The sequence below is a fragment of the Campylobacter concisus genome (genome assembly GCF_002914195.1).
GTDB classification, from domain to species: domain Bacteria; phylum Campylobacterota; class Campylobacteria; order Campylobacterales; family Campylobacteraceae; genus Campylobacter_A; species Campylobacter_A concisus_M.
Window position 1 is genome coordinate 57,431 of the sequence record NZ_PPAU01000140.1, and the last position, 24,464, is coordinate 81,894.

The 24,464-nt window shown below is 38.9% G+C and carries 24 protein-coding genes; 16 read left to right on the forward strand and 8 right to left on the reverse strand.

Features of this window, described 5'->3' with window-relative positions; all coding sequences use genetic code 11:
• Positions 1-15 precede the first annotated feature (15 nt).
• From CYP28_RS09800 to CYP28_RS09830, 6 genes are all read right to left on the reverse strand, one after another.
• Entirely contained in the window at positions 16-816 is an 801-nt protein-coding gene (locus CYP28_RS09800) for a hypothetical protein (protein ID WP_103594022.1), read from the reverse strand.
• Positions 813-1,835: a tRNA preQ1(34) S-adenosylmethionine ribosyltransferase-isomerase QueA gene (queA, locus tag CYP28_RS09805; RefSeq protein WP_103594023.1), complete on the reverse strand. Its 1,023-nt coding sequence runs from the start codon at positions 1,833-1,835 to the stop codon at positions 813-815. Before queA ends, CYP28_RS09800 begins: the two co-directional genes overlap by 4 nt.
• Entirely contained in the window at positions 1,828-2,586 is a 759-nt protein-coding gene (tatC, locus tag CYP28_RS09810; protein WP_103594024.1) for a twin-arginine translocase subunit TatC, read from the reverse strand. Before tatC ends, queA begins: the two co-directional genes overlap by 8 nt.
• A complete protein-coding gene (gene tatB / locus CYP28_RS09815; protein WP_087577664.1) occupies positions 2,586-2,984 on the reverse strand; it encodes a Sec-independent protein translocase protein TatB in 399 nt (132 codons plus the stop codon). The genes tatC and tatB overlap by 1 nt, the downstream gene beginning before the upstream one ends.
• A gap of 67 nt (positions 2,985-3,051) precedes the next feature.
• Entirely contained in the window at positions 3,052-4,098 is a 1,047-nt protein-coding gene (gene hemW / locus CYP28_RS09825) for a radical SAM family heme chaperone HemW (RefSeq protein ID WP_103594025.1), read from the reverse strand.
• A gap of 55 nt (positions 4,099-4,153) precedes the next feature.
• The gene (locus CYP28_RS09830; protein ID WP_103594026.1) at positions 4,154-5,038 is read right to left on the reverse strand and encodes a helix-turn-helix domain-containing protein; all 885 of its coding nucleotides are present in this window, start codon (positions 5,036-5,038) and stop codon (positions 4,154-4,156) included.
• Positions 5,039-5,145: 107 nt separating this feature from the next.
• Here CYP28_RS09830 and CYP28_RS09835 point away from each other — a divergent pair, with 107 nt between their 5' ends.
• The 12 genes from CYP28_RS09835 to cmoA all read left to right on the forward strand — a co-directional run bounded on the left by CYP28_RS09835 (position 5,146) and on the right by cmoA (position 17,354).
• A complete protein-coding gene (locus CYP28_RS09835; protein ID WP_103594027.1) occupies positions 5,146-7,092 on the forward strand; it encodes a TonB-dependent receptor domain-containing protein in 1,947 nt (648 codons plus the stop codon).
• Position 7,093: 1 nt separating this feature from the next.
• Complete coding sequence (locus CYP28_RS09840) at positions 7,094-8,191, forward strand: PepSY-associated TM helix domain-containing protein (RefSeq protein ID WP_103594028.1); 1,098 nt, start codon at positions 7,094-7,096, stop codon at positions 8,189-8,191.
• A gap of 64 nt (positions 8,192-8,255) precedes the next feature.
• Positions 8,256-8,720: an RNA pyrophosphohydrolase gene (locus CYP28_RS09845; RefSeq protein ID WP_103594029.1), complete on the forward strand. Its 465-nt coding sequence runs from the start codon at positions 8,256-8,258 to the stop codon at positions 8,718-8,720.
• The gene (locus CYP28_RS09850) at positions 8,720-9,922 is read left to right on the forward strand and encodes an aspartate kinase (protein WP_103594030.1); all 1,203 of its coding nucleotides are present in this window, start codon (positions 8,720-8,722) and stop codon (positions 9,920-9,922) included. The genes CYP28_RS09845 and CYP28_RS09850 overlap by 1 nt, the downstream gene beginning before the upstream one ends.
• Positions 9,922-10,464, forward strand: coding sequence for a HobA family DNA replication regulator (locus CYP28_RS09855; RefSeq protein ID WP_021091525.1), 543 nt, complete (start codon positions 9,922-9,924; stop codon positions 10,462-10,464). Before CYP28_RS09850 ends, CYP28_RS09855 begins: the two co-directional genes overlap by 1 nt.
• Entirely contained in the window at positions 10,465-11,085 is a 621-nt protein-coding gene (locus CYP28_RS09860) for a DNA polymerase III subunit delta' (RefSeq protein ID WP_103594031.1), read from the forward strand.
• A complete protein-coding gene (folP, locus tag CYP28_RS09865) occupies positions 11,082-12,221 on the forward strand; it encodes a dihydropteroate synthase (protein WP_103594032.1) in 1,140 nt (379 codons plus the stop codon). The genes CYP28_RS09860 and folP overlap by 4 nt, the downstream gene beginning before the upstream one ends.
• Positions 12,222-12,245: 24 nt before the next feature.
• Complete coding sequence (locus CYP28_RS09870; protein WP_103594033.1) at positions 12,246-13,106, forward strand: NADAR family protein; 861 nt, start codon at positions 12,246-12,248, stop codon at positions 13,104-13,106.
• A 41-nt stretch (positions 13,107-13,147) separates the two neighbouring features.
• The gene (ligA, locus tag CYP28_RS09875) at positions 13,148-15,091 is read left to right on the forward strand and encodes an NAD-dependent DNA ligase LigA (protein ID WP_103594034.1); all 1,944 of its coding nucleotides are present in this window, start codon (positions 13,148-13,150) and stop codon (positions 15,089-15,091) included.
• On the forward strand, positions 15,081-15,794 hold the full coding sequence (gene tlyA, locus CYP28_RS09880) for a 23S rRNA (cytidine-2'-O)-methyltransferase TlyA (protein ID WP_103594035.1): 714 nt from the start codon (positions 15,081-15,083) through the stop codon (positions 15,792-15,794). The genes ligA and tlyA overlap by 11 nt, the downstream gene beginning before the upstream one ends.
• Positions 15,760-16,653 carry a bifunctional riboflavin kinase/FAD synthetase gene (locus tag CYP28_RS09885; RefSeq protein WP_103594036.1) on the forward strand — a complete coding sequence of 298 codons (894 nt, stop codon included), beginning with the start codon at positions 15,760-15,762 and terminating at the stop codon, positions 16,651-16,653. Before tlyA ends, CYP28_RS09885 begins: the two co-directional genes overlap by 35 nt.
• Complete coding sequence (gene cmoA, locus CYP28_RS09890; RefSeq protein ID WP_103594037.1) at positions 16,650-17,354, forward strand: carboxy-S-adenosyl-L-methionine synthase CmoA; 705 nt, start codon at positions 16,650-16,652, stop codon at positions 17,352-17,354. Before CYP28_RS09885 ends, cmoA begins: the two co-directional genes overlap by 4 nt.
• A 147-nt stretch (positions 17,355-17,501) precedes the next feature.
• On the opposite strand, the gene CYP28_RS09895 is transcribed toward cmoA, so the two are convergent.
• On the reverse strand, positions 17,502-19,778 hold the full coding sequence (locus CYP28_RS09895; protein ID WP_103594038.1) for a molybdopterin oxidoreductase family protein: 2,277 nt from the start codon (positions 19,776-19,778) through the stop codon (positions 17,502-17,504).
• A gap of 398 nt (positions 19,779-20,176) precedes the next feature.
• Entirely contained in the window at positions 20,177-20,449 is a 273-nt protein-coding gene (gene rpsO, locus CYP28_RS09900) for a 30S ribosomal protein S15 (protein ID WP_084109368.1), read from the reverse strand.
• Positions 20,450-20,595: 146 nt separating this feature from the next.
• Between rpsO and CYP28_RS09905 the strand changes: the two genes are divergently transcribed.
• Genes CYP28_RS09905 through CYP28_RS09920 form a run of 4 tightly spaced genes read left to right on the forward strand, consistent with a single transcriptional unit; the run spans position 20,596 to position 24,457 of the window.
• Positions 20,596-21,000: an RrF2 family transcriptional regulator gene (locus tag CYP28_RS09905; protein WP_054196916.1), complete on the forward strand. Its 405-nt coding sequence runs from the start codon at positions 20,596-20,598 to the stop codon at positions 20,998-21,000.
• 2 nt (positions 21,001-21,002) lie between these two features.
• Positions 21,003-23,198: a flagellar biosynthesis protein FlhA gene (flhA, locus tag CYP28_RS09910; RefSeq protein ID WP_103594039.1), complete on the forward strand. Its 2,196-nt coding sequence runs from the start codon at positions 21,003-21,005 to the stop codon at positions 23,196-23,198.
• Positions 23,199-23,207: 9 nt separating this feature from the next.
• A complete protein-coding gene (locus CYP28_RS09915) occupies positions 23,208-24,233 on the forward strand; it encodes a DHH family phosphoesterase (RefSeq protein ID WP_103594040.1) in 1,026 nt (341 codons plus the stop codon).
• A complete protein-coding gene (locus CYP28_RS09920; RefSeq protein WP_021089755.1) occupies positions 24,230-24,457 on the forward strand; it encodes a hypothetical protein in 228 nt (75 codons plus the stop codon). Before CYP28_RS09915 ends, CYP28_RS09920 begins: the two co-directional genes overlap by 4 nt.
• The last annotated feature ends 7 nt before the right edge of the window (positions 24,458-24,464 follow it).

The following is a 24,464-nucleotide window of genomic DNA, read 5'->3' on the forward strand; positions in this document are numbered from 1 at the left end:
AAGGTAAAAATTGGTCTATTTCTCAAGAGAATTTTTAAAAGCTAGCTGAAAGCTATCTGTGCTAAAAGGCTGCTTTAATACTGTGATATGATTTGGCAGATCATTGGCCGACTCATCGCTTTTACAAATGGCTACAATACGAAAATTTTTAATATTTTTAAACTCAAGTATATCTTCTAGCATCGCTTCATTTTTTAAAATTTTACTATCGATAAAAATAACAAATGGGGTAAAAATAGAATCTTTTATATGTCTCATTAGATTGCTAAGGTCGTTTTTGCCGATAACTTTTAGACCTAAAAAATTTATCTGAGCACTAATGGTGTCAAACAAAGCATCGTCATCGCAAGCGACTAAGATATTTGTATTTGTTTGATTTTTGATATTTATTTGTCTTTGGATGGCTCTATCGCCTGTTAGTGCCGCGCTAAAAGATATTAAAAATTCTCCATCATTATGAGAGATCATAGATTCATTTGCTTTTTTTAGATAGTCATTTATCTTTCTGAGATAGTAATGACTTGGTCTCATTACGCTATGGCTAGATTTTATCTTAATGTCAAAATGTACAGATTTGGGACTATAATTTTTAAGCTGAAAGAGAATGTAAATGTCTGCATATTCGGTAGAGTAAAGGAAAAATTTGCAAATATTTTCAAGTGTTTTTATGAGATTTGTGGCATCAAATTTTAAAAACCTTGGATAACTTGGATCGTAGCTAAAAATGATGGAATTTTTAGTATCTTGCGCATCTTGGTATATGGCACTAAGGAAAATTTCCATTCTGTTTATGATATCGATAGGCTTATCTTTCATATTATCAACATCCCGTCGCCGTATGAGTAAAATCTATACTTTTCATCAACTGCCGTTTTATAAATTCTCATCGTCTCTTCAAGCCCTATGAAGCTAGTAACTAGCATTATTAGAGTCGATTTTGGTAGATGAAAATTTGTAAGAAGGTAGTTTTGCCTGATAGGCTTATTATTTAGGTTTAAAAATAGCTTGCAAAAGCCACTTGCTTGCTTGCTTCTTGCAAATTCTTCAACACATCTAGTAACCGTCGTGCCAACGCCAAGGATTGGTTTATTAGAATTTATAATCTCTTGAGCTTGCTCGCTTAGCTCGTAAAATTCTGAGTGCATTTTGTGGTCATTTATATTTTGGCACTCCACACCTTTAAATGTCCCAGCGCCAACGTGAAGCGTAATGTAGGCGACTTCATGCTTTACTTTTATCTGCTCTAGCATTTGTTCGCTTATGTGAAGGCTAGCTGTCGGAGCTGCCACTGCACCACTATTTTTGGCAAATATGCTTTGATACCAGCTCTCATCATCCTTTGTATCAGCTCTTTTAATGTATGGCGGAAGCGGGACGTGACCAATCTTTTCAAGCTCACTAAAAAGGCGAACATTATCAAGCAAAACACCATTTTGCCTAAAATTTACCACTCTTGTGCCATCGTTATTTAGCTCAAGCACATTTACTTTTAGGTTATCAGGAAAATTTAAAATGCTACCAGCGCTTACTTTACCTCTTATATAGACGCTAAATTTATTTTCGCCTATGGGCTGATTTAGCATCACTTCGCAAGCCCCGCCGCTTTCTTTTTGTCCTAAAATGCGAGCTTTGATAACTTTTGTGTTATTAAAAATGACCGCTGCGTCCTCTGGGATGAGGCTGGAGAGATCTTTAAATTTGTAGTGTTTTATCTCTTTTGTATTTTTAAAATAGACAAGCAATCTTGCCTCTTCTTTTGGCAAAACTGGCTCTTTTGCGATGAGCTCTTCTGGCAAAAAATAATCATAACTTGAGACGTCGTTTATATTACTCATCGCTTGCTACGTCGCTGTCTTGTTCTTCTTTTTCGTCTTCATCGTCGCTCTTGTTAGCTTTTTTAGCAACGATTATTGAAATTCCATAAAGTCCGATGAGTGGTAGCGCCATTAAGACTTGACTTATCACATCAGGCGGCGTAACGATGGCTGCAAAGATAAAGATGATAACAACAGCGTATCTAAAGTAATCTTTTAGCATCTTGTCATCGACAAGTCCGATCTTTGCTAAGAAAAATGTAATGACTGGTAGCTCAAATGAAATTCCAAAGCCAATTAGTAGTTTTGCAAAAAAGCCAACATACTCGCCAATGCTTGGTAGTGCCGTAAAGAGCTGGCCACCAAAATTTACCAAAAATGCAAAGCCAAGTGGGATGACTACGTAATAACAAAACGCCGCCCCGCACGCAAACATAAATGAAGCTGATATGACAAATGGGATCACATATTTTTTTTCATTGTCATAAAGCCCAGGAGAGACAAATAGCCAAAACTGCCAAAAAATGATAGGTAGCGCGATCACGACACCAGCAAAAAATGCAACTTTCATCGCAGTAAAAAATGGCTCTTGAATTTGAGTAAATATGATATTTGAGCCAGTTGGCAAGACTTGTTTTAGCGGTTCGCTCATCCATGCAAGCAGTGGGTTCCAAAATGTAAAGCAGATGCCAAAGCAGACAAAAACGCTTACTATGCTTATAAAAAGCCTCTTTCTAAGTTCGATTAAATGTGGTCTTAGCTCTTCAAACATTACGCCTCTTTTTTATCGTTTAAGATCGCATCTTTAACTAAATTTGTTGGATTTTGTATATTTTCTACCGTTTTTTTGGTATCGCTTACGACATTTTGTATATCGTTTGTGATGTCATTTGCGCTTTTTTTGATCTCATCAAGCTCTTCAAAAGTGAGCTTTTTACGCACACTTTGCGTACTTTTGGTTATGCTTTCTTTATATTTTTGAGCATCTTCTTTTAGTTCAGCTATCTTCATTTCTTGATCAAATGTTGATTTTGCGTCGTTTATACCTTTTTTAAACATTTTTAGAAATTTTGCAATCTGAACCATCGCGCTTGGCAGCTTGTCAGGACCTAAAACTAACACTGCAATAATGGCGATAACTAAGATTTCAGAAAAACTCATTCCAAACATTTTTGCCTCTATTAAATTTTATTTAAGCTTTGTATTTTATCTTGACTTTGCTCAAAATTTTATAAATTTAGCCCTCGATAAAGAGTGCGATTTCGTCGCTTAGTAAGAAATTTGGATTGTAAAATTTACCATTTTTAAAGAGCAGTTTTTCATTTTCTACAAGTATATTTGCTCTTTTTACCTGAGTCTCACTTAATCGTCCAGCCTCCACGCCAACTATGCTTCTAAGCCCTAAAAATATGTGCTCTCTTGCTAGCTCGCTTTGGCTTAAAATTTCTCTTTCTCTATGCGTTGGCTGCGTGATGTAGGCATCTATGCTATTTTTGGCGTAGTATCTGGTACCATCCACAAAGCCCACGCTAAAAGCCCCTACACCAAGGTAGTTTTTGCCCTGCCAGTAGCCAAGATTGTGCCTGCAAATTTCTCCGAAATTTGAAATTTCATACTGCCCAAATCCAGCAAGCCCAATTTGTTCTATCATAAGTTTAGCCAGGCTGTCGCTATCCTTTTTATAGCTTTTTTTGCCAGCAAATGGGGTGTTTTCTTCAAGCGTGAGTGAGTAAGCGCTAAGGTGAGTGATATTAAGATCTTTTAAATTTGCCACTTCAGCTAAAAGGCGTTTTTTAGTATCAAATTTGGTGTCGTAGATAAGGTCTAAATTTATGCTCTCAAAGCCAGCTTTTCCAGCATTCTCTACAGCTTTAAAAATTTGCTCTCTGCTGTGAATACGCCCAAGAAATTTTAGCTTATCTTCAAAAAAACTTTGAGCACCAAAGCTTATGCGATTTGCGCCTAAATTTTTAACATGTTTTAGCCAAGTAAGGGTTGCTGAGTTTGGGTTTGCTTCAAGTGTGATCTCGGCTTCTGGTGTGCAAAGAGGCGTTAAAATGCTAAAAATTTCATCATAAAATTTAGCATTTATCGCACTTGGTGTGCCTCCACCAAAAAATACGCTTGAAATTTCTTTTACATTTTGGCTTTTTAGCTGAAAATTTAGATCAAGGCAAAGTGCCTTAAAATAGGCGCTAACCTTGTTAAATTCATCGTCACTTGAGCCAAAGGCACAATAAGGACATTTGCTTTCGCAAAATGGCACGTGGATATAAACTTGCAAATTTCTCTCTTTTTTAAATTTTGGCGATTATAAGAAATTTGGCATTTAGTGCAGTTTAAAAGTAGCTTTTTTGCCTTATTAGCTCGCTTGGTAAAAAGCCAAAAGTGCCTTTAAAAATTTTTGCAAAGTGCGCTGCATTTGTGTAGCCAACGATGCTGGCAGCCTCTTTTATGCTGATATCATTTTGTTTTAAAAGGGCAAATGCAAGCTTTAGCCGCTCTTTTGCTAAAAGCTGATAGATCGTATCTTTGAAAAAGAGTTTAAAATTTTTCTTAAGCCAAAAGTCATTAGTGCCGCAAAGATGCGCTAGCTCCTTGATGCTTGGGGGATTTTGCATGCGAGTAAGTAAGATTTTCTTAGCCTTTAAAAGCACTTTTTCTTCGTCGCTACTAAAGCAAATTTTCTCATCTTTTAAAGCTTTGCTCTTATAGATAAGCTCTAAAATTTTTGACTCTATAAAGATCTCTCTCATCATACCATCATATAAATTTGTCGTCTCAAGCTCGTTTAAAACGCAAATTTGAGCCCTATCCTTTTTGTATTTTATAAGATCAAATTTCTCTTCAAGTCTAAGCTCACTAAAAATTTCAAGCTTATTTGCATAGTTTTCTTCAAAAAGCAAGGTTTTGGTTTTATAAAATTTATTTTGATATTCAAAAACACCTTTTAAGCTATCATTTACCAGCCCTATGCAAAACTCATCCCTGCTTAAAAGATACTCTTTTTTATCAAGCTTGAAGCAAAGATTATCTTTTGCTTCATTAAACATCAAAAATAGATATTTTCTATCTCCCTCGCTCTCTCTTTTTATGATATCGTTGCATAAAATCTCGCTTTTTAGGTAGCTGATGCCATTATTTTGTTTAAAAAATTCTACATTTATCCGCTTGTTGCTTTGTGAGATTTTACTTATGCCATATCTTTTATCTAAATTTATCATTTTATCCCTTGAGCGTTAAATTTAATCCCTCTAGCGTTATGTCTGATATTGATAACGATTATTTTATTTTAGTAAAATGTGATTTAAATTTTAATAAGGAGTTTTTTGTGAGAAGTGCATTAAAAATTTCTATTTGTGCGGCAGTTTTTATAAATTTACCGCTTTTTGCAAATGAAGATAAAGTTCTGCCAGAAGTTAAAGTAGTGAGTGCAACTGGCTTTGAGCAAAACATAAAAGACGCCCCTGCAACGCTTAGCGTCATCACTCAAGATGCGCTAGAAAAGAGAAATCATAAGGATGTTGAGAGCATGGTAAAAGACGTACCAAGCCTTTTTGGAACGACTCCCGAAGCGGCAAATAGACGAGGAATTTCTATACGCGGATTCTCTCCAAGATTTACTAAAATTTTAGTAAATGGCATGCCAGTGCCAGGAGATAACGCTTATAAGGGGCTAAGAAGCGTTGGAGGCTCATATAGTTTCATCCCACCAGCAAGTGCGATAAGCCGTATCGAAGTGATACGCGGTCCTATGAGCTCGCTTTATGGCAGTGACGCACTGGGTGGCGTGATAAACATCATAACAGATGAGTTTAGTAACGACTTTCATGCAAATCTTGGCTCAAGCTATAAATTTGCTAGAAATAAAAATATAAGCGGCGAGTTTTACAACAGCCTCTATCTGCACTCTGGGCTAATAGACGATGTTTTAAGCATCTCAGTTTATGGCAAAAATTTAAACAAGTCAGAGGATAAAATCTCATACGCAAACAGAGAGCAAAAGGATAGAAATTTTGGCACGAAGCTCTTTTTTAGGCCAAATGAAAATAATGACATCACGCTTGAGCTTGCAAGAAGCGATGTGAAATATAAAAGAAGCAAAGGCAAAACACTATCGACTGGCACCAACTCAGTTGCTAGCGAGAGAATAAAGGGCGATGTGATAAATTTAAGCCACGAAGCAAGGCTTGATAATATCTTGCTTCAAAGCTACCTCTCTTACGGCAAGATAAAAGAGATCGCGCAACAAAATTTAACGCTAAAAACACTAAATTTTGATACAAAAGGTTCATATTTTACTGATAACAACGCCTTTACATTAGGACTAAATGCTAAAAAAGAAAAACTTGACGAAAAGGCTACCACAGCAGATGCGGCAAATGTAAAAAGATATGATGTTTCACTTTACGGCGAAGATGATTATCATCTTACAAAAGATTTTATCTTAAGTACTGGTATTCGCTATAACTACGATGAGAACTATGGTTCGCACGTTTCACCAAGAATTTATGGCATCTATAACTTGAACGACTTTTTCGCCTTAAAGGGTGGAGTTAGCACAGGTTATGCGACTCCCGATATCAAGCAACGAACACAAGATCTTGCGTTGCCATTTGCTGGAGGACGTGGAGCACAGCTTGGTAGAAGCAGTCTTAAGCCAGAGTCAAGCGTAAGCTATGAATTTGGCGGCGTTTATAATAACAATGAAGGTTTTGAAACGTCTTTAACTGGCTTTTACACAAGTTTTAAAGATATGTTAAGCTATAGCCCTATCTGCTCAAGAGGCAGTGTTTGCAGACACAAAGGCAAAATTTATCCAAATGGTATTTGGGAGAGTATAAATATCGGTAAGGCTGAAATTTACGGAGTTGAGCTAACAAATGAGTGGCAGGTGACAAATGCTCTTAGGCTAAATCAAAGCTACGTCTATACAAAATCAAAACAAAAAGATGGATCAGAAGTTGGTAAAAGCTTAAACAACTATCCGCTTCATACATTTAAATTTGGAGCGAACTACGAGCTAAATAGATGGCTAAATTTCTGGTCACAGATAAATTATTATGGTAGAACTAAAAACTCATTTAGCTATGCTGATGATATGAGAGCTTATGTGATCGCAGATCTTGGGATAAATTACAATGTAACTAAAAATTTCAGCCTAAACTTAAGCGTTTATAATCTCTTTAACGAGTTTTTTACGACAAGATCAGGCAGATATGATGTTTTAATAGTCGATGGGCAAAAGATCGAACTTGGCTTTAATTTGAAGTTTTAAAATGTTTAAAATTTGGCGGAAATTTCACTTAATTTTAGCTCTTATATTTGCTTTGCCGCTTTTGATAATCTCAATTAGTGGAGCGATTATTTCGTATCACGATGAGATAATTGAAGCTTTTAGTAAAGATGAGATAGACATAGCAACCAATAAAAGTGCTTTAAAAATAGATGAAATTTTAAAGGTCTTTAGTAAGACTTGGCCAAATTTTAACCTTAGTTATATAAAGATAAAAGGCGAGGCAAATAGAGCTTATGTGGTAAGCGGCACAAGCGAGAATGGCGAGTTTAAGTCATTCTTTGTAGATCCTTATACAGGCGAGGTATTCTCTGAAAATAGTGTGGAAAAATTTATAGGGCTAGCTTTAAATTTACATAAAAATCTAGGGCTAGCTCTATTTAAAAATGAAAATTTATCTAAATTCGCAAGCGAGATAGTGGCGATTTCAACGCTTGCACTACTTGTGATTTTAATAACCGGAGTGCTAATACATTTTTGGAGATTTAGAAGTAAATTTATTAGCGCCTTTAAGCTAAATCTAAAGGCAAAGAAATTTGCATTTTTATATTCGTTGCATGGATTTTTAGGGCTTTATTTGGGAGTCATTTTGCTTATTATCTGTATTAGCGGTCTATACTTTTCTTATGAGAGCTTTGCTAAGGTTATAAATCAAATTTGTGGCGAAGAGAAGGTATTTAAAAAGCCAAATTTTACTAGCAAAAATGGTTTTAGTCTGAATGAAGAGCAAAAGGTAGAAAATCTTCAAAAAGCTTATGAAATTTTTACTTTAAAATTTGGAAATGAGTTTGATGCTTTAAATTTTATCCTCAATAAAGACGGCGTAAAATTTATGATCTTTTACTTGCCAAAAGGTGCTAGTGAGAGTGACGGTGTTAGGCTTATAGTCGATACGGCAAGTGGAGAAATTTTAAAAAATACCATGCCAAAATCTTTTGAAATTTATAAATTTATGCTTGATCTGCACGCTGGATATATATTCGGAGAGGCTGGAAAATTTATCTTTTTTATGGCTTCTTGTGGAGTTGGCGTGCTACTTTTTAGCGGCTGTGTGATTTATTACAGACGGCGTAAAAAGTAGTTTTTATTTATCTATCTCTTAACTCTTTTTAGTTATTATCCCAAATAAAATTTTTGGAAAAATCATGCAAAAAAAATACAGACCAAATGTGGCAGCTGTTATTTTGTCTAGCTTGTATCCATTTAAATGTGAAATTTTAGTCGCAAAAAGGGTGGATATGGATGATATTTGGCAGTTTCCTCAAGGCGGAATAGACGAAGGCGAGAGTCCAAAGCAGGCCTTAAAAAGGGAGCTTAAAGAAGAGATCGGAACTGATAAAATCGATATCTTAGAAGAGTATCCGCAGTGGCTAAGCTACGACTTTCCAGCAAACGCGGCAAAGAAATTTTATCCATTTGATGGACAGACGCAAAAGTATTTTTTAGTTAGACTTAAAAATGGTGCCAGCATAAATTTAAAGACAGAGCATCCAGAGTTTAGCGAGTATAAATTTGTAGATTTTGGTAGAAGTTTAGAGGGAATAAATCACTTTAAAAAGCCTATTTATGAAAAGGTTTTGAGTTATTTTAAAGAGAAAGGATATTTTTGATGTTGATCGTTCAAAAATTTGGCGGAACTAGCGTAGGAACACTTGAACGCATCGAAGCTGTGGCAAATAGAGTCATCGAGACTAAAAATAGCGGTGCGGATGTGGTTGTGGTAGTTTCTGCGATGAGCGGAGTTACAAATCAATTGGTTGAATATAGTGAGTATTTTTCAAAACATCCAGATGGCGTCGCCACTGATATGCTTTTAAGCTCTGGAGAGCAAGTAACGACCGCGCTTTTAACGATCGCACTTAATGCAAAAGGCTATGCATGTGTGGGTATGACGGGTGCGATGGCAGGCATAATTACTGATGATATTCATACGAAAGCAAGGATCGAAAGGATAGAGACTGCTAGGCTAAAAGCCGAGCTAAAAGCCGGCAAGATCGTGGTTGTAGCCGGCTTTCAAGGTATAGATGAAAAAGGTAATATCACAACTCTTGGTAGAGGTGGTAGTGATCTTAGTGCAGTTGCATTAGCAGGGGCGCTTGATGCTGACCTATGCGAAATTTTTACCGATGTTGACGGAGTTTATACGACAGATCCAAGGATAGAAAAAAAGGCAAAAAAACTTGAGAAGATAAGCTATGATGAGATGCTAGAGCTCGCTTCTGCTGGTGCAAAGGTACTACAAAATCGCTCAGTCGAGCTAGCAAAAAAACTAAATGTAAAACTAATCACAAGAAGTAGTTTTAATCACAACGAAGGTACATTAATAGCAAAGGAAGATGACAATATGGAAGCAGTTTTAGTAAGCGGAATAGCACTAGATAAAAATCAAGCAAGAGTAACACTAAGAGGCGTAGTTGATAAGCCTGGCATCGCAGCAGAAATTTTTACAGCTTTAGCCCATGAAAATATAAACGTAGATATGATAATCCAAAACGTAGGACATGACGGAACTACAAATTTAGGCTTTACAGTGCCACAAAATGAACTTGACCTAGCAAAAGAGACTATGCAAAAGCTCTCGGCTGCAAAACATATAGAATTTGATGACGCGATCGTGAAAGTTTCAGTTATAGGTGTTGGCATGAAGAGCCACAGCGGTGTAGCATGTTTGGCATTTGAAACGCTTGCAAAAGAGGGTATAAATATCCAAATGATCTCAACAAGTGAGATAAAAATTTCTATGATCGTTGATCAAAAATATGGTGAGCTAGCAGTTCGCGTACTTCATGATGCTTATAAGCTAGATAAATAATGCAAGATTTTATTCAGTGGACGTTAAAGGCTATTAGGGACGAAGGCCCTTTGATGAGCTGGATGGAGGAAAGGCGTGTTGAATGGACGCCTTTGCTCGCATCTAGGCTTAAATTTTTACTTGAAGGAAGGGCTTTTATAACTATAAGTGATGAAGAGCGAAGATGGTTTGAAATTTATCTTTTAAAAAAGATGAACCATTCAAAAAGCATAAGGCCATTTTTGCCATTTTTTAGCCTAAGATCGCTTTATCCATCGCTTGATGAGATAGAGACAAATGAACAAAAGCAGCTTCTAAAAGATATGCTAAGTCTTGCTTTTCCAAATGGTTACTTGTTTTTTTATATCGGAAAGAGCCTTGATAGATATGCGAATTTAGCCAAAAGTGATGAGGATAGTTATATGTGGCTATTTGACGAGCAGGCACAAAATAGCTTTACTCTTAGCTCAAGCGATGAAAATTTAGACATTAAACTAATAAGTCTTTGCAAAATTTTTGATAAAAGCATTGATGCAGCGCTCTTTGCAAAGGTGATACTCTAAATGCTTAATAAAATCGTCGTTACAAGCGATTTTGAAAGTTTAAAAGCCAAGCTTGAAAGCGAGTTTGGCATTAATAATTTAAGATTTTATGTAAGCGATGATTTTTTGCTAGAAAATGCAAAGGAGGTCATCGCAGAAGCATACATTGCTGAAAAAGATGAAAAAATTTTAGTAATACATGCTAATTCTTTTAGGACAGAGGCTCAAAATGCACTTTTAAAGATCATCGAAGAGCCTCCAAGAAATATCAAATTTATAATAGCAACGCAGAGTAAAAATTTACTTCTACCAACGATTAGATCAAGAATGCTCATAGAAAATAATCTCACAAAAAAGCCAAAAATAACCCTTGATCTAAATTTAAAAACACTTAGCTTAAAAGAGCTAACAAGCTTTATCGATCAAAAGATCGCAGACGAACAAGCTCAGAAAATTGGCAAAAACGAGCTAAAAGAGCTTGTGGGCGTTATCGTGACAAAGGCGGTCGATAGTGGGTATAAATTTAGCGGCGATGAGATGGATTATTTTTTCTCTCTTATCAAGCTTGCGGATCTAAATGCCAAGTCTCACGCCGTGCTAACGCCACTACTGCTTACTATATTTCAAAAAGGACGACGTTGAAATTTTATAAGATAAATAATAAAAGCGACTTTGATGAAATTTGTAAGGCCATCTCGCCAAGCCCTGCTGGTGCGAAGCTGATGCACGAAAAGAGCGAGATAAATTTTATATTTATAGATGAGATAAAAACCCCAGCGGCAAATATCCTAAAGCAAGATGCGCTTAGCGTTGGAGCTGAGCTTGTGACGCATAAAGATACGATTTTGGGTAAGCAGAGTCTAAACAAAGCCTTACTAATGGCTACAAATGCACAGCTTAGGTGGCTAGCTAAAAAAGAGAAACTGCAAGACTTTGGGCTTAAAAATTTAGCAGCCTTTTTAGAGACAAAATTTATAAAGCCGACAAAGCCTCTTATAATGGGCGTTGCAAATATAAATACAGATAGCTTCAACGAACAAAGCCGCATAAATACGCAAAATGGTATCTCAAAAATAGAAGCCATGATAGAAGCAGGTGCAGACTATATCGACCTTGGTGGCGTTAGCTCAAGGCCAGGGAGCGAGTATTGCGGACGCGAAGAGGAATTTAGACGTATAAAAGATATCGTGGAGGAAATTTACAAGCTAAATTTACATGAAAAGGCGAAATTTAGCCTTGATAGCTTTGATGAGTATTGTTTAGAATTTGCCCTAAATCACGGCTTTAAAATGATAAATGACATCACGGCAAACGCCTCACTTGCCACGCTTGCGGCGCGATATGATGCTGAGTTTTGTATGATGCATATGCAAGGCGATCCTGCGACTATGCAAGTCGCACCAAAGTATAGCGATCTAATCGGTGAAATAGCGGACTTTTTTGAGCAAAAGATAGCCCTTGCAAGAGAGCTTGGCGCCAAAAAACTAGTGCTTGATGTGGGTATTGGCTTTGGCAAGACGGCTGAACAAAATTTGCTGCTTATTAAGCATTTGGAGCATTTTTTGAAATTTGACTGCCCGCTATTAGTTGGTGCCAGCCGCAAATCAGTGATAAATCATTACAGTCCAAGTGAGGTTAAAGACCGCTTATCAGGCTCGCTTTACCTACACTTAAAGGCCTTCGAAAACGGCGCGCAGATCATTAGGACGCACGATGTGGCCGAGCACAAGCAGCTTTTTAATATGCATGAGGCGATGAGTCGAGCCACGCTTTGGTAGGGCGTTTGGCTAAAAAGAGGCTAGATGAAAAATTTATTGCCGCCACCTTGGATCAAATTTCCAGAGATTAGTCCCTTTTCTACCTATTGGAGGATGGGCTGCGGCGAGGATTATAAGTTTAAATTTAATGGCTGGCTAAAAACGCTAAGCCAAGATGAAAAACGTCAATACGAGCAACTCTTTGCTGAGCCTGCGACGTGGCGTGGATACTGGGATGAGAGGCTAGACGAGGATAAGAGCACTCTTTTTATCAAGGGTGACTTTGTTATAGACCTTTGGGAGCGTGAGCCTAGATATGATCTAAAGTGGCTTAAAAAGCGATATAGCGCTGGCAGGTCGGATAAATTTCTCTTATTTTGGGGTCATCAAAAGAGCGCAAATTTAAGTGCAAGCTGCCTAAGTCAGTGGTATAGTTCTAGTTTTTGTGAAGATGAAACTAAATATATTTGCGCCGAGCAATATATGATGGCTAAAAAGGCCGAGTGCTTTGGCGATAAAGAGGCTTTGGGGCAAATTTTATCTGCCAAAGATCCAGCGCAGATGAAGGCGCTTGGCAGGCAGGTGCGAGGCTTTGACGCTAAGGTCTGGGACGAGATCAAATTTGGCGTCGTGCTAAATGCGAGCTATCTAAAATTTAGTCAAAATGCCCTTTTGCGTGACTTTTTGCTCCAAACTGGGAGCAAAATTTTAATCGAGGCAAGCCCAGTTGATAAAATTTGGGGCATAGGCTTGTGCGCAAGCGATGAAAATGTGCAAAATCCTATGAAGTGGCGAGGGCAAAATTTGCTTGGCTTTGCGCTGATGAGAGCTAGAGACGAGATAGCAAAGGTCTATAAAAATGTCCATTTATGTGACGCTAGAGAGCTAAATTTGGATCATTTATAAAGTATGTTTAAGATAAAATGCGGTGTAAATTTGGAGCAAAAATGACAAAACAAGAGTATGAAAAAGCAGTAGATACGCTAAATGCGTGGGCAAAGGCCTACTACGACGAGGACGAGCCACTTGTAAGCGACGAGGAGTATGACGCACTATATCACGCGGTTTTGGCCTTCGAGCAGGCAAATCCCAGTGAAATTTCGCTATTTTCGCCGACTAAGCGAGTGGGCGGAGGCGTAAAAGAGGGCTTTAGCAAGGCAAGCCACATAAAGCGCATGTGGAGCATGGAGGATATTTTTAGTCTTGGCGAGCTTGATGCGTGGCTAAAGCGCGGTGATAAAGAAAATTTGACCTTTGTTGCTGAGCCAAAATTTGACGGAGCGAGCCTAAATTTACTCTATGAAAACGGCGTTTTAGTTAGGGCGATAACCAGAGGCGACGGCGTTACAGGCGAAGATGTGACGCAAAATGCAAGGACGATAAATTCTGTTTTAAAGAACATTAGCTACAAAGGGCTCATTGAAATCAGGGGCGAAGTCGTCATAAGAAAAGATGACTTTGAGCTACTAAACGCAGAGCGCGCAAAAAATGGCGAGGCTCCACTTTCAAACCCTAGAAACGCAGCCGCAGGCAGTCTAAGACAGCTTGATAGTGCAGTTACTGCTAAAAGAAAGCTGCTTTTTATACCTTGGGGCGTGGGCGAGCAGAGCCTTGGGCTTAAAGATCATAGTGAGGTAATGAAATTTGTGCGTGATCTTGGCTTTGAGAGGGATGATTTTTTCAAAATTTTAAAAAAAGATGAGCTTGAGGCTGCCTATAACGAGCTACTAGCCAGCCGTGAGGCAAAGAGCGTGATGATGGATGGCATGGTGATACGAGTAAATGACCTTGCACGCTGTGAGCAGCTAGGCTACACGGTCAAATTTCCAAAATTTATGGTGGCATTTAAATTTCCAGCTATTGAAAAGGTGACTAGGCTAAAAGACGTCGCGCTTCAGGTTGGCAGAAGCGGCGTAGTAACGCCTGTTGGCGTGCTTGATGAGGTAAATATAGACGGTGCAAATGTGAAATCCGCCACGCTTCATAACTTTGACGAGATCGAGCGCCTTGGCGTTATGAAAAACGACTACATCGGCATCATCCGCTCAGGTGATGTTATACCAAAGATAACAAAAGTTTATAAGGATAGGCGCGATGGCAGCGAGCAGGCGATAGAGAAGCCTAAATTTTGCCCAGTTTGCGGCTCGCATCTGCTTGATGAGGGAGCGTTTTTAAAGTGCCAAAATTTAAGCTGCAGGGCAAGAGTGGTTGGCTCAATAATTCACTACGCATCGAAAAAATGCCTAAATATAGACGGTCTTGGCGAAGCGATCGTAAATTTGCTATTTGACAAGGGACTGATCTCTTGCATAAAAGACATTTACGCCCTTAAATTTGATGATCTCATGGCGCTTGAGGGATTTAAAGAAAAAAAAGTAAGTAACCTTTTAAACGCTATCGAAGCCAGTAAAGGTGCGGAGCTAGCGCGCTTCATCACGGGGCTTGGCTGCGAGCACATCGGCGAAGTGGCAGCTAAAAAGCTTGCAAGTAGCTTTGGATATGGCTGGCTTGATGCTAGCTTTGAAGAGCTAACCTCGCTTGAGGGCTTTGGCGTGGAGATGGCAAATAGCTTGATAGACTTTGCCGAGGTAAATAGAGCAGAAATTTTAGCTCTTAGTCAGATCGTGCAGCCAAGCGTAACGCAGACGCAGAGCATCTCAAACGCGCTAAGTGGCAAGACGGTCGTTATAACTGGCACGCTAAGCCGGCCAAGAGATGAGATAAAGGCGGAGCTTGAGAGTTTTGGCGCAAAGGTTTCAAGCTCAGTTTCTAAAAAAACGGACTTCGTCTTAGCTGGCGAGGAGGCTGGCAGTAAGCTAGGTAAGGCAAATGAGCTAGGCGTGCGAGTGATCGACGAGAGCGAATATGAGAGGCTAAAACTTGAGGTTTGATAACTACGTAGCAAGCGTTTTAAACATAAGCAGAAACAAGGCTAGCGAGCTTATAAAGGCTGGCAAGGTGCTTTCAAACGGCGAAATTTGCACCAAGGTTTCAAGCGAGGTTGGCGAGGCTAAAATTTCGTTACTTGATGAAATTTATGTTGGGCGAGGGGCGCTTAAGCTAAAGAGCTTTTTGGAGGCGATGAAATTTGATCTAACTGGCAAAAATGCGCTTGATATCGGCAGCTCAACTGGTGGCTTTATGCAAATTTTACTTGAAAGCGGCGTAAAAAGTGTGACTGGTGTGGATGTGGGTACCAATCAGCTTGACGATAGTTTAAGAAGCGATGAGCGAGTAAAAATTTATGAAAAGACCGATATAAGAGAATTTGCCAAGCAAGATCAAGATAAATTTGATCTAATAACCTGCGATGTTAGCTTTATCTCTTTGGCTGAAATTTTACCAGCCATTGGCGATCTAGCAAGCACAAATTCGCTTATTATCACGCTTTTTAAGCCACAATTTGAAGTGGGAGTCGGCGTAAAACGAAATAAAAAAGGTGTCGTCACTGATATGAAAGCTATAAATTTAGCGATGAAGAGGTTTGAAGTGATGGCTAATGGCCTAGGATTTAAAATGATAGCCTGCAAAGAGTGCGAAGTAAAAGGGAAAGAGGGAAATGTCGAATTTTTCTACGCTTTTAACAAAAGATAATATCACTGCCGTTGCGATCGGGCATTTTGACGGTGTGCATAGAGGACACAAACAGCTTTTAAAGCAGCTTGGCGAGTTTGGCGGACTTGTCGTGATCGATAAGAATAAAGCCAACATCACACCAAAGCTAAAGCGAGCGGAGTACTCAAATTATCCTTGCTTTTTGTATGATTTTGACACCATTAAAGGGCTTAGCGGTGAGGAATTTATCACATTGCTAAAACATGATTTTAAAAATTTAAAAAAGATCGTTGTTGGCTTTGATTTTAGATTTGGCAGAAATAGAGCGTGGGATAAGCACGATTTGAAAAGAATTTTTGATGGTGAGGTAGTGGTCGTTGATGAGGTTTGTTATGACGGCATGGGCGTGCATAGCTCATCCATCAGAGAGCTGATACGCCAAGGCAACATCGAAGAGGCAAACAGGCTAATAGGCAGGGAGTACTCGATCGAGGGTAACGTGATAAAAGGGCAGGGTATCGGTGCAAAAGAGCTGGTTGCTACGCTAAATTTAGAGATCAAAAGCTATCTTTTGCCGCGCGAGGGCGTCTATGCGACAAGAACTAGGATGGGCTCATACACATATGGCTCGGTCACTTTTATAGGCAACAGGCTTAGCACGGATGGAAATTTTAGTGTCGAGACGCACATCTTAGACGAGGTCGCGCCAAAAGTAACGAAGCACGTTGCCGTTTGCTTCATAAAACGCCTAAGAGATAATAAAAAATTTAATAATCTTAGCGAGCTAAAAGAGCAGATAAAGCACGATATAAACGAGGCTAGGCAGTGTGTGGGCGTGTGCGATCTTTTCTTTGGAGAGACGATGAGATACTTTGACGGATATGGAGCTGGTATATGAGAGATGAAATTTTTAAAGAGCCTATAAGCAAGCAGTTTGAATTTGATGACTTTGTGGCGAGCGTTTTTGATGATATGATCTCGCGCTCGGTGCCATTTTACGACGTGAGCTCAAATCTAAACGCAAAACTACTTGCTAAAATTTTGCCAAAATCAGCAAAAGTGTGCGACCTTGGCTGCTCGACGGCAAATAGCTTGCTTTTACTAAATAACCTTAGAAACGACCTCGCGCTAAGTGGCGTAGATAACTCTGAGGCTATGCTTGCAAATGCAAAAAACAAGGCAAAAGCTTATGGGGCTGATATTGAATTTATCTTAGATGACATCTTAGAGTTCGAGCTAGAGGGCTTTGACGCAGTTTTGGCAAACTATACTTTGCAGTTTATCAGACCGCCAAAAAGAGCTGATCTAGTGCAAAAAATTTATAACGGACTAAATGAAAATGGAGTTTTTTTGTTTAGTGAAAAGATCATCTTTGAAGATAAAAAGCTTACTAAAAGCGTCATAGAAATTTATGAAGACTATAAGCAGACGCAAGGCTATTCACGCTACGAGATCGCTCAAAAAAGAGAGGCACTTGAAAATGTGCTGGTACCATATACCGAAGAAGAAAATAGAAATTTAGCCCTAAATGCTGGCTTTAAGCGAGTCGAGAGCACATTTAAATGGGGAAATTTTATGAGTTTTTTGGCGTTTAAATAAATTTAAAAATATTTGCTTTTGTATTTAAATATAAAATTTAACCACAAATAGTGAAGTTAAAATTTAGATTTTTGGCTTCGCAATGTCAAAATTTTTGGATTATGAAATTTGGTAGTAAAGAAATTTAGCGGGAGTTACCCGCTAAATTTACTCATTTATCGCTGCATTTCCGTGATGGTGGAAGTCATCATAGATGATCTTTGAAGTTTGGAATTTTATGCGTTTTAGTTCGCGAACTCGTAAAAATTCTTCTTCATCGATCTTTTTGATCTGAATAGCTGCTTTAAATGTCGGAGTCTTACTGATGTAGTCCCAACCGCTGCTTGTTAACTCATTGCAAGAGCTCTCCCAGTAGTGGAAAGTCATCTGGATGATGCCATCAGGCACGATGTCTGTTACTTCAGCTTTTACGACGATGTAGCCGTATCTACTCCATGCTTTGATGAAGTCGCCTTGTTTTAAACCGTATCTTGCTGCAAGTGCTGGATTCATCTCGGCGATAGGTCCGATGCTATCTCCGCCTTCTTCAATCGCTCGTGAGCGTCTTGTCATAGTGCCAACGGTGTATTGATAGACCTTTCTAGTGGTTAGAAGCTGTATCGGATACTCATCGTCAGTCTTTTCATCGACTGAGCCAGCCATGATAGGATACTCAGGCGACATATTCATCTTCTTAGCAAACTCAAGTTTTGCACTTTCGATCTTATCGGCCTTATCCACAAAGAGGCATGGCACAAAACGACCTTTGCCATCAGGTGTGAAAAATTTCTTATCAAGATAGAGGCTCTGACCGCCCATATCATCTTCGTTCGGACATGGCCAGTGAAGTCCGTGATACTTTTTGATACGGTAATAACTCATACCGCCATATCGTCTTGGATCGCATTTTCTAACTTCTTCCCAAATTTCTTCTGGTGAGTTGAAGTTAAAGCCCTCTGTTGCACCTAAACGGCGTGCGATCTCACAAACGATCCACCAGTCTTGTCTAGCATCTCCTGGAGGTGTGATGACTGCTTCGTTGTGCTGTACGCGGCGCTCTGCGTTTGTATAAAGTCCTTCTTTCTCACTACTTGCAACACCTGGAAGTATGACATCAGCTTTTAGTGAAGTCTCAGTTAAAAATAGATCTTGCACGACGTAGAAATCAACATGAGCGATACCTTTTAAGAAGTGGTTTGTATTTGGCTCAGAGATGACCGGATTTTCGCCGATAGTCCAGAAGAAATGAACTTTGCCATCAAGGATCGCATCAGGTACTTCGGTTTTGTGAACGCCTATTTTTGAGCTCAAAAATCCAGGTTCTAGGTGCCACATTTTTTCAAACCAAGCTCTTTGTTCTGGATCAGTGACTGAGCCAAGATTTGGGAAGATATTTGGTAAAACACCCATATCGCAGCAGCCTTGGACATTCTCTTGACCTCTTAGTGGTAAGTCGCCTGTGCCAAGCTCGCAGATATTGCCCGTGATCAGGAATAAATTTGACACATCGCAAACTCCGCCAACGCCGTGGTTAAAGTGGGTTACGCCCATACCGTGAGTGATGACAGCTGGTTTTGTGGTGGCGTACATTCTAGCAGCTGCTCTTATGTCCTCTGGATTTAGCCTTGTGTATTTAGCCACGACCTCTGGAGCATAGTCCTTTACAGCTTCTTTTACATACTCGATGCCTATTGTGTGATCTCTTACAAATTCCTCATTTACAAGACCTTCTTCGATGATAGTGTAAAGAAGTGCGTTGATAACAGGGATGTTGTGCTCAGGCTCTAGCTGCAAGTGGATGTCGGCTCTACTTGCAAACTCAGTCTTAATAGGGTCGATAACGATCAGTTTTGCACCGCGGTTTAGCGCTCTTTGAATGTGCATAGCTGCGATTGGGTGACCATTTTCTGGGTTTGAGCCTATCATTAATATGCAGTTACTATAAGTGCCAATCTCTGTAAAGCTATTTGTGGCAGCTCCGTTTCCGATTGTTTTAGCAAGTCCTGCTACTGTCGGAGCGTGTCAAATTCTAGCGCAGTGGTCGACGTTATTTGTACCAATTACAGCGCGCATTAGTTTTTGAGCAACGTAGTTGTCCTCAAGTGTGCAACGTGCTGAGAAATTTCCAGCTAATGCGTCTGGGCCGTATTTCTCTTTGGCTTCTTTCATCTTTTCTACGACAAGATTAAGCGCCTCGTCCCAGCTTGCCTCTTCAAATTCACCATCTTTTGAAAAGATCCCATTTTTCTTTCTAATAAGCGGCTTTGTAAGTCTATCTGGACTTGCAACGTAGTCCCAGCCATAAAAGCCTTTTAAACATAAATTTCCTTGATTGACTGGATTGTCTTCGACGCCAGTAGCGGCACGAACGACGTTGTTTTCCACGTGCAAGGTTACTTGACAGCCTGTCCCGCAATAAGGACAGATGACTTTGCCTTCTTTCATCACTTTCTCCTTCTAATTATGCATTTTTTGCATATTTATTTTGAGTAATATTACTAGCCAAATTCTTAATCTTTAATAAAAATTCTTTATCTACAAAAATAAATTTTTAATCTAAGTTAAAATTAATTTAATTCTATTAAAGTCAATTATTTAGGGGTTTTAAAATTTATTTAAAATTGATAAATTTATTATAAAAGAAATAAAGATATAGAGATTTAGCTTTTTATATAAAACGAAGAAATTAATTCTAATTTTACTTTATTTAAAAAGATTAGTCATATTGTGAGTAGATAAATTAATACTAAAGATAGAAAATTTTAAAATTGAGCTTTAAATTTTTGAATAAAAGAAATGTATAAATGAAATTTAGTAAGGAGAGCGGATCGCTCTCCGATGGATTATTTATCTCTTAAGCCAAGCTCAGAGATTAGTTTTGAATATGTAGAGTAGTCTTTGTTTTTAAGATACTTTAAAAGTCTTTTTCTTTGACCAACTAGCTTTAAAAGACCTAAGCGTGATGAAAAGTCTTTTTTGAAAATTTTAAGGTGTTCTGTAAGTTCAGTTATTCTAGCTGTTAAAAGAGCTATTTGAACTTCTGGAGAGCCTGTATCTCCCTCTTTTCTAGCGAATTTCGCAACTATTTGAGCTTTTTTAGCCGAATCCAAAGCCATAATGACCTCCTGATTGGTGAATTTTGAAAGAGCGATTATAGCATTTAAAACATAAAGTTAGATAAAACTACGCTTTTTAAAAATTAATGAAAAATGCAGTAAAAATTTAATAAAATTAGGGCTATTTAAAGACTTAAGGAAGATAAATGCTTTTTACAAAGGCAAGCGAATACGCTCTACTTTCACTTATTTTAATATCTCAAAAATCATCTCCAGTTGATGTTGATACGATCTCAAATGAACTTAAAATTTCAAAAAGCTTTTTAGCCAAAATTTTACAAAATCTTGCAAAAGATGGAATTTTAAAGTCGTTTAAAGGGGCAAATGGCGGTTTCGCGCTAAATAACGAACCTGAAAATTTAAGCATAAAAAAGATAATAGAGTGCGCTGAAAAACGTGAACTTAACGTCTTTGAGTGCTCATCTTCTGCAGATGGCTGCCCGTCAAACAAAGCCTCAAGCTGTCAAATTTGGTCTATGTTTAGCGGCCTTCAAAGCAAGATCGACGAGATGCTTGATGCGATAAAACTAAGCGACATCGTTAAGAAGTAAAGTTGGCAAAGCAAAAAAATAACATATTAACTCTTGTAGCGCCGTTTCTTGCGCCAATTGTTAAGTTTAAAAGTCTTAGCATCGTTGGTATCATTGTTGCCATCCTTGCTATCATTATCGTACCGCTTCCAAGCGCGGTGCTTGACTTTTTCTTGGCACTTTCTATTTCTATTTCTGTGCTTATAATCTTAATTTCGATTTATGTGCCAAAACCAACCGATCTTAGTACATTTCCGACACTGATCCTTATTGTTACGCTTTTTCGCCTCTCGCTAAACATCGCAACTACGCGTATGATCTTAAGCGAAGGTCACAATGGCCCAGAAGCGGTCAGCGAGATCATCTCAAGCTTTGGAAATTTTGTCGTTGGTGGCAACTTTGTCATCGGAACCATCGTCTTTTGTATCTTGGTTCTCATAAATTTTATGGTCGTAACAAAGGGTTCAACCCGTGTGAGCGAGGTGCAAGCACGTTTTACACTTGATGCGATGCCAGGTAAGCAAATGGCGATAGATGCGGATTTAAACGCAGGTTTGATTGACGAAAAAACAGCGCGTGAAAGACGTCAAGCCATCATCGGCGAGGCAAATTTCTACGGCGCGATGGATGGTTCGTCTAAATTTATAAAAGGTGACGCCGTAGCTGGCATCATCATCACTATCATCAACATCATCGGTGGCTTTGCTATCGGCTCGTTTCAGCACGGCCTTGATATGGCGACATCGGCTCAGTATTATACGATCCTAACTATCGGTGATGGCCTTGTGAGCCAGATCCCAGGACTTATCACATCAACAGCTACTGCCATCATCATCACAAGGGCTAGCAAAGACGATGAGGACTTCGCAGAAGGTACTCTAAATCAACTCTTGGGAGACTATAAAACCTTACTAATAGTGGGCTTCATACTCTTTATGTTTGCCCTGGTTCCTGGACTTCCGACACTATCTCTTGGGTTTATTGCGCTGTTATTTTTGGGGCTTGGCTACATCATAAAGCAGACAAAAGATGGAGGATTAAATTTAAACCTTGCGCCAAAAGACAAAGCTGCTTCTAAAAAGGCCGGAGCAGGTGTGCCTGGCGCCACAGGAGCTGGTGCGACAAGTGGCACTGCTGTCAAAGTTCCAAAGAAGAGTGACGAAGAGATAGCAAGAGAAGAAGAGACAAAGATAAATGACATATTAAAGCTTGAAATTTTAGAGCTTGACCTAGGGTATGGACTGCTAAAACTAGCCGATGTGGATCTTATCGAGAGAATTCGCGCTATGAGGCGAAATATCGCTTCAAGCCTTGGCTTTTTGATGCCAAAGATAAGGATTCGCGACAACCTTCAGCTTCCACCAAATGAGTACCGCTTTAAACTAAAAGGTATCATCATCGGTCAGGGTGAAATTTATGCGGATAAATTTCTAGCAATGGATAGCGGTCTTGTGAGTGAAGATATCGAGGGAATTCCAACAAAAGAGCCAGCTTTTGGGCTGGACGCACTCTGGATCGATGCTAGCGTCAAAGAGGACGCCATACTTAGCGGCTACACAATAGTTGATCCTGCAAGCGTCATATCAACGCATATGAGTGAGCTTATCAAGCAAAATGCAGCCGAGCTTCTAACTCGCCAAGAGACGCAAAATTTATTAGACAAGCTAAAGATCGACTACCCAGTTGTGGTCGAGGATACGCTAAGGATCGCACCTATAAATTTGATCCAAAAGGTTTTAAAAGCGCTGCTTAAAGACAATATCCCGATCAAAGATCTGCTTAGCATACTTGAATCAATTAGCGATATCGCCGAGGTTAGTAAAAACCTAGATATGATCATCGAGCACGTACGTGCAGCGCTTTCACGCGTCATCACTTCGCTTTATGTCGATGAAAAAGGTCAGCTAAATTTTTACATTTTAGATAGTGCTGCACAGCAAAAGCTTATGGACGCGGTGCAGTATAAAGACGGTGCGTATCACCTGATGATAAATGTAGCTCAAACTTCATCGATCGTTCAGGCTCTAAGACATGAAAAAGAGAAACGTCCGATGAGTCAGCATGGCGAAATGGTACTTTGTGTGGAGCCAAGTCTAAGAAAATTTATAGCAAATATCTGCGCAAATTTTGCCATCGACATCGTGGTGCTAAGCTTTGCTGAGATCTCTGCAAATACGCCATTTGAAACGGTTGGCGTCATAGAAATAGAAAATTTATAAAGGAAAACGATGAAAATTTATCACCTCTCACACACCGATCTTGACGGATACGGCGCGCAATACATAACAAATTTTTACTTCAAAGATGTGAAATTTTTAAACTCAAACTACGGCAGAGAGATAGATGATAAATTTGCTCAAATTCTATCTGAGATAGATGCCTCAAATGACAATAAAAACATCATCTTGATCACTGATCTAAATTTAACTCTAGCTCAGTGCGAGAGCTTTACTGAGATGATAGATGGTAAAAATATAAAGCTATTTTTGCTTGATCATCACCAAAGTGGTGCTGAGTGTGCGAGCAGCTATCCTTGGTACTTTTTAGATAGCTCAAGGTGCGCTACAAAGATCACTTACGACTTTTTTGCGGGCATTTTTGGTAAAAACAAAGAGCTTGAAATTTTTAGTGACGTTGTAAATGCCGTGGATATCTGGCTAAAAGATGATAAAAATTTCGAGATGGGTAAGGTTTGCTTGGGACTTGTTGCAAATGCTAAAGAGATAAATAAGGTGATGTTTGAAGCCGAAAACAACCTCTATATGGATCATCTCTTAAAAGAAGCTAGCAAATTTTTTAACGAGAAAAACGACTATATCGGCCTTGATATGCAGTTGCATGCTATTAAGAAGTCATTTTTCAAAGAGGATAAAGACGACACGCTAAGCAATCTAATCTCAAACTACGTCGTAAAAAAACTTAGTGAAAATAAAGAGAAATTTAGCATAAACTATAAAGATCATAAAGGAATTTTAACTTACAATATCGGCAACGTTTCGGTCATCGGCAACGACTTTTTAGTGGCAAATCCTGAATTTGACTTCTTTATTGATGTAACAAATAAAAAAACGCTAAGTTTTCGCGCAAATGGCAAACTTGACGTTAGCGCCATGGCAAAGCACCTAGTTGGCGGCGGCGGACACGTGAACGCAAGCGGTGGGCTCTTTGCAAATTTCAAAGATGGCTTTAGTTATGAGCCAATTAAAGCCCAGATAATCGATCTAATAACCAAAAAAACACAGGAGGAAATATGAAAGAAGAAGAGGTGAGCGTAGAAGAACTTAGCTATGAGCTTAGTATGGTGCTTGAGGCGATGTTCTACTATGCTGGAGTAAAAAAAGACAAACTTGAAGAGGCGGCAAATCTTTATGTTGAGTGCATCGATGATGCGTTAGAAAATTCTGACGCTAGCGGTAGCGACGAGGTCATAGAGATAGTTGAGTATATGAAAAAACATCATTCGAAATTATTTAAGTAAGGAAAGA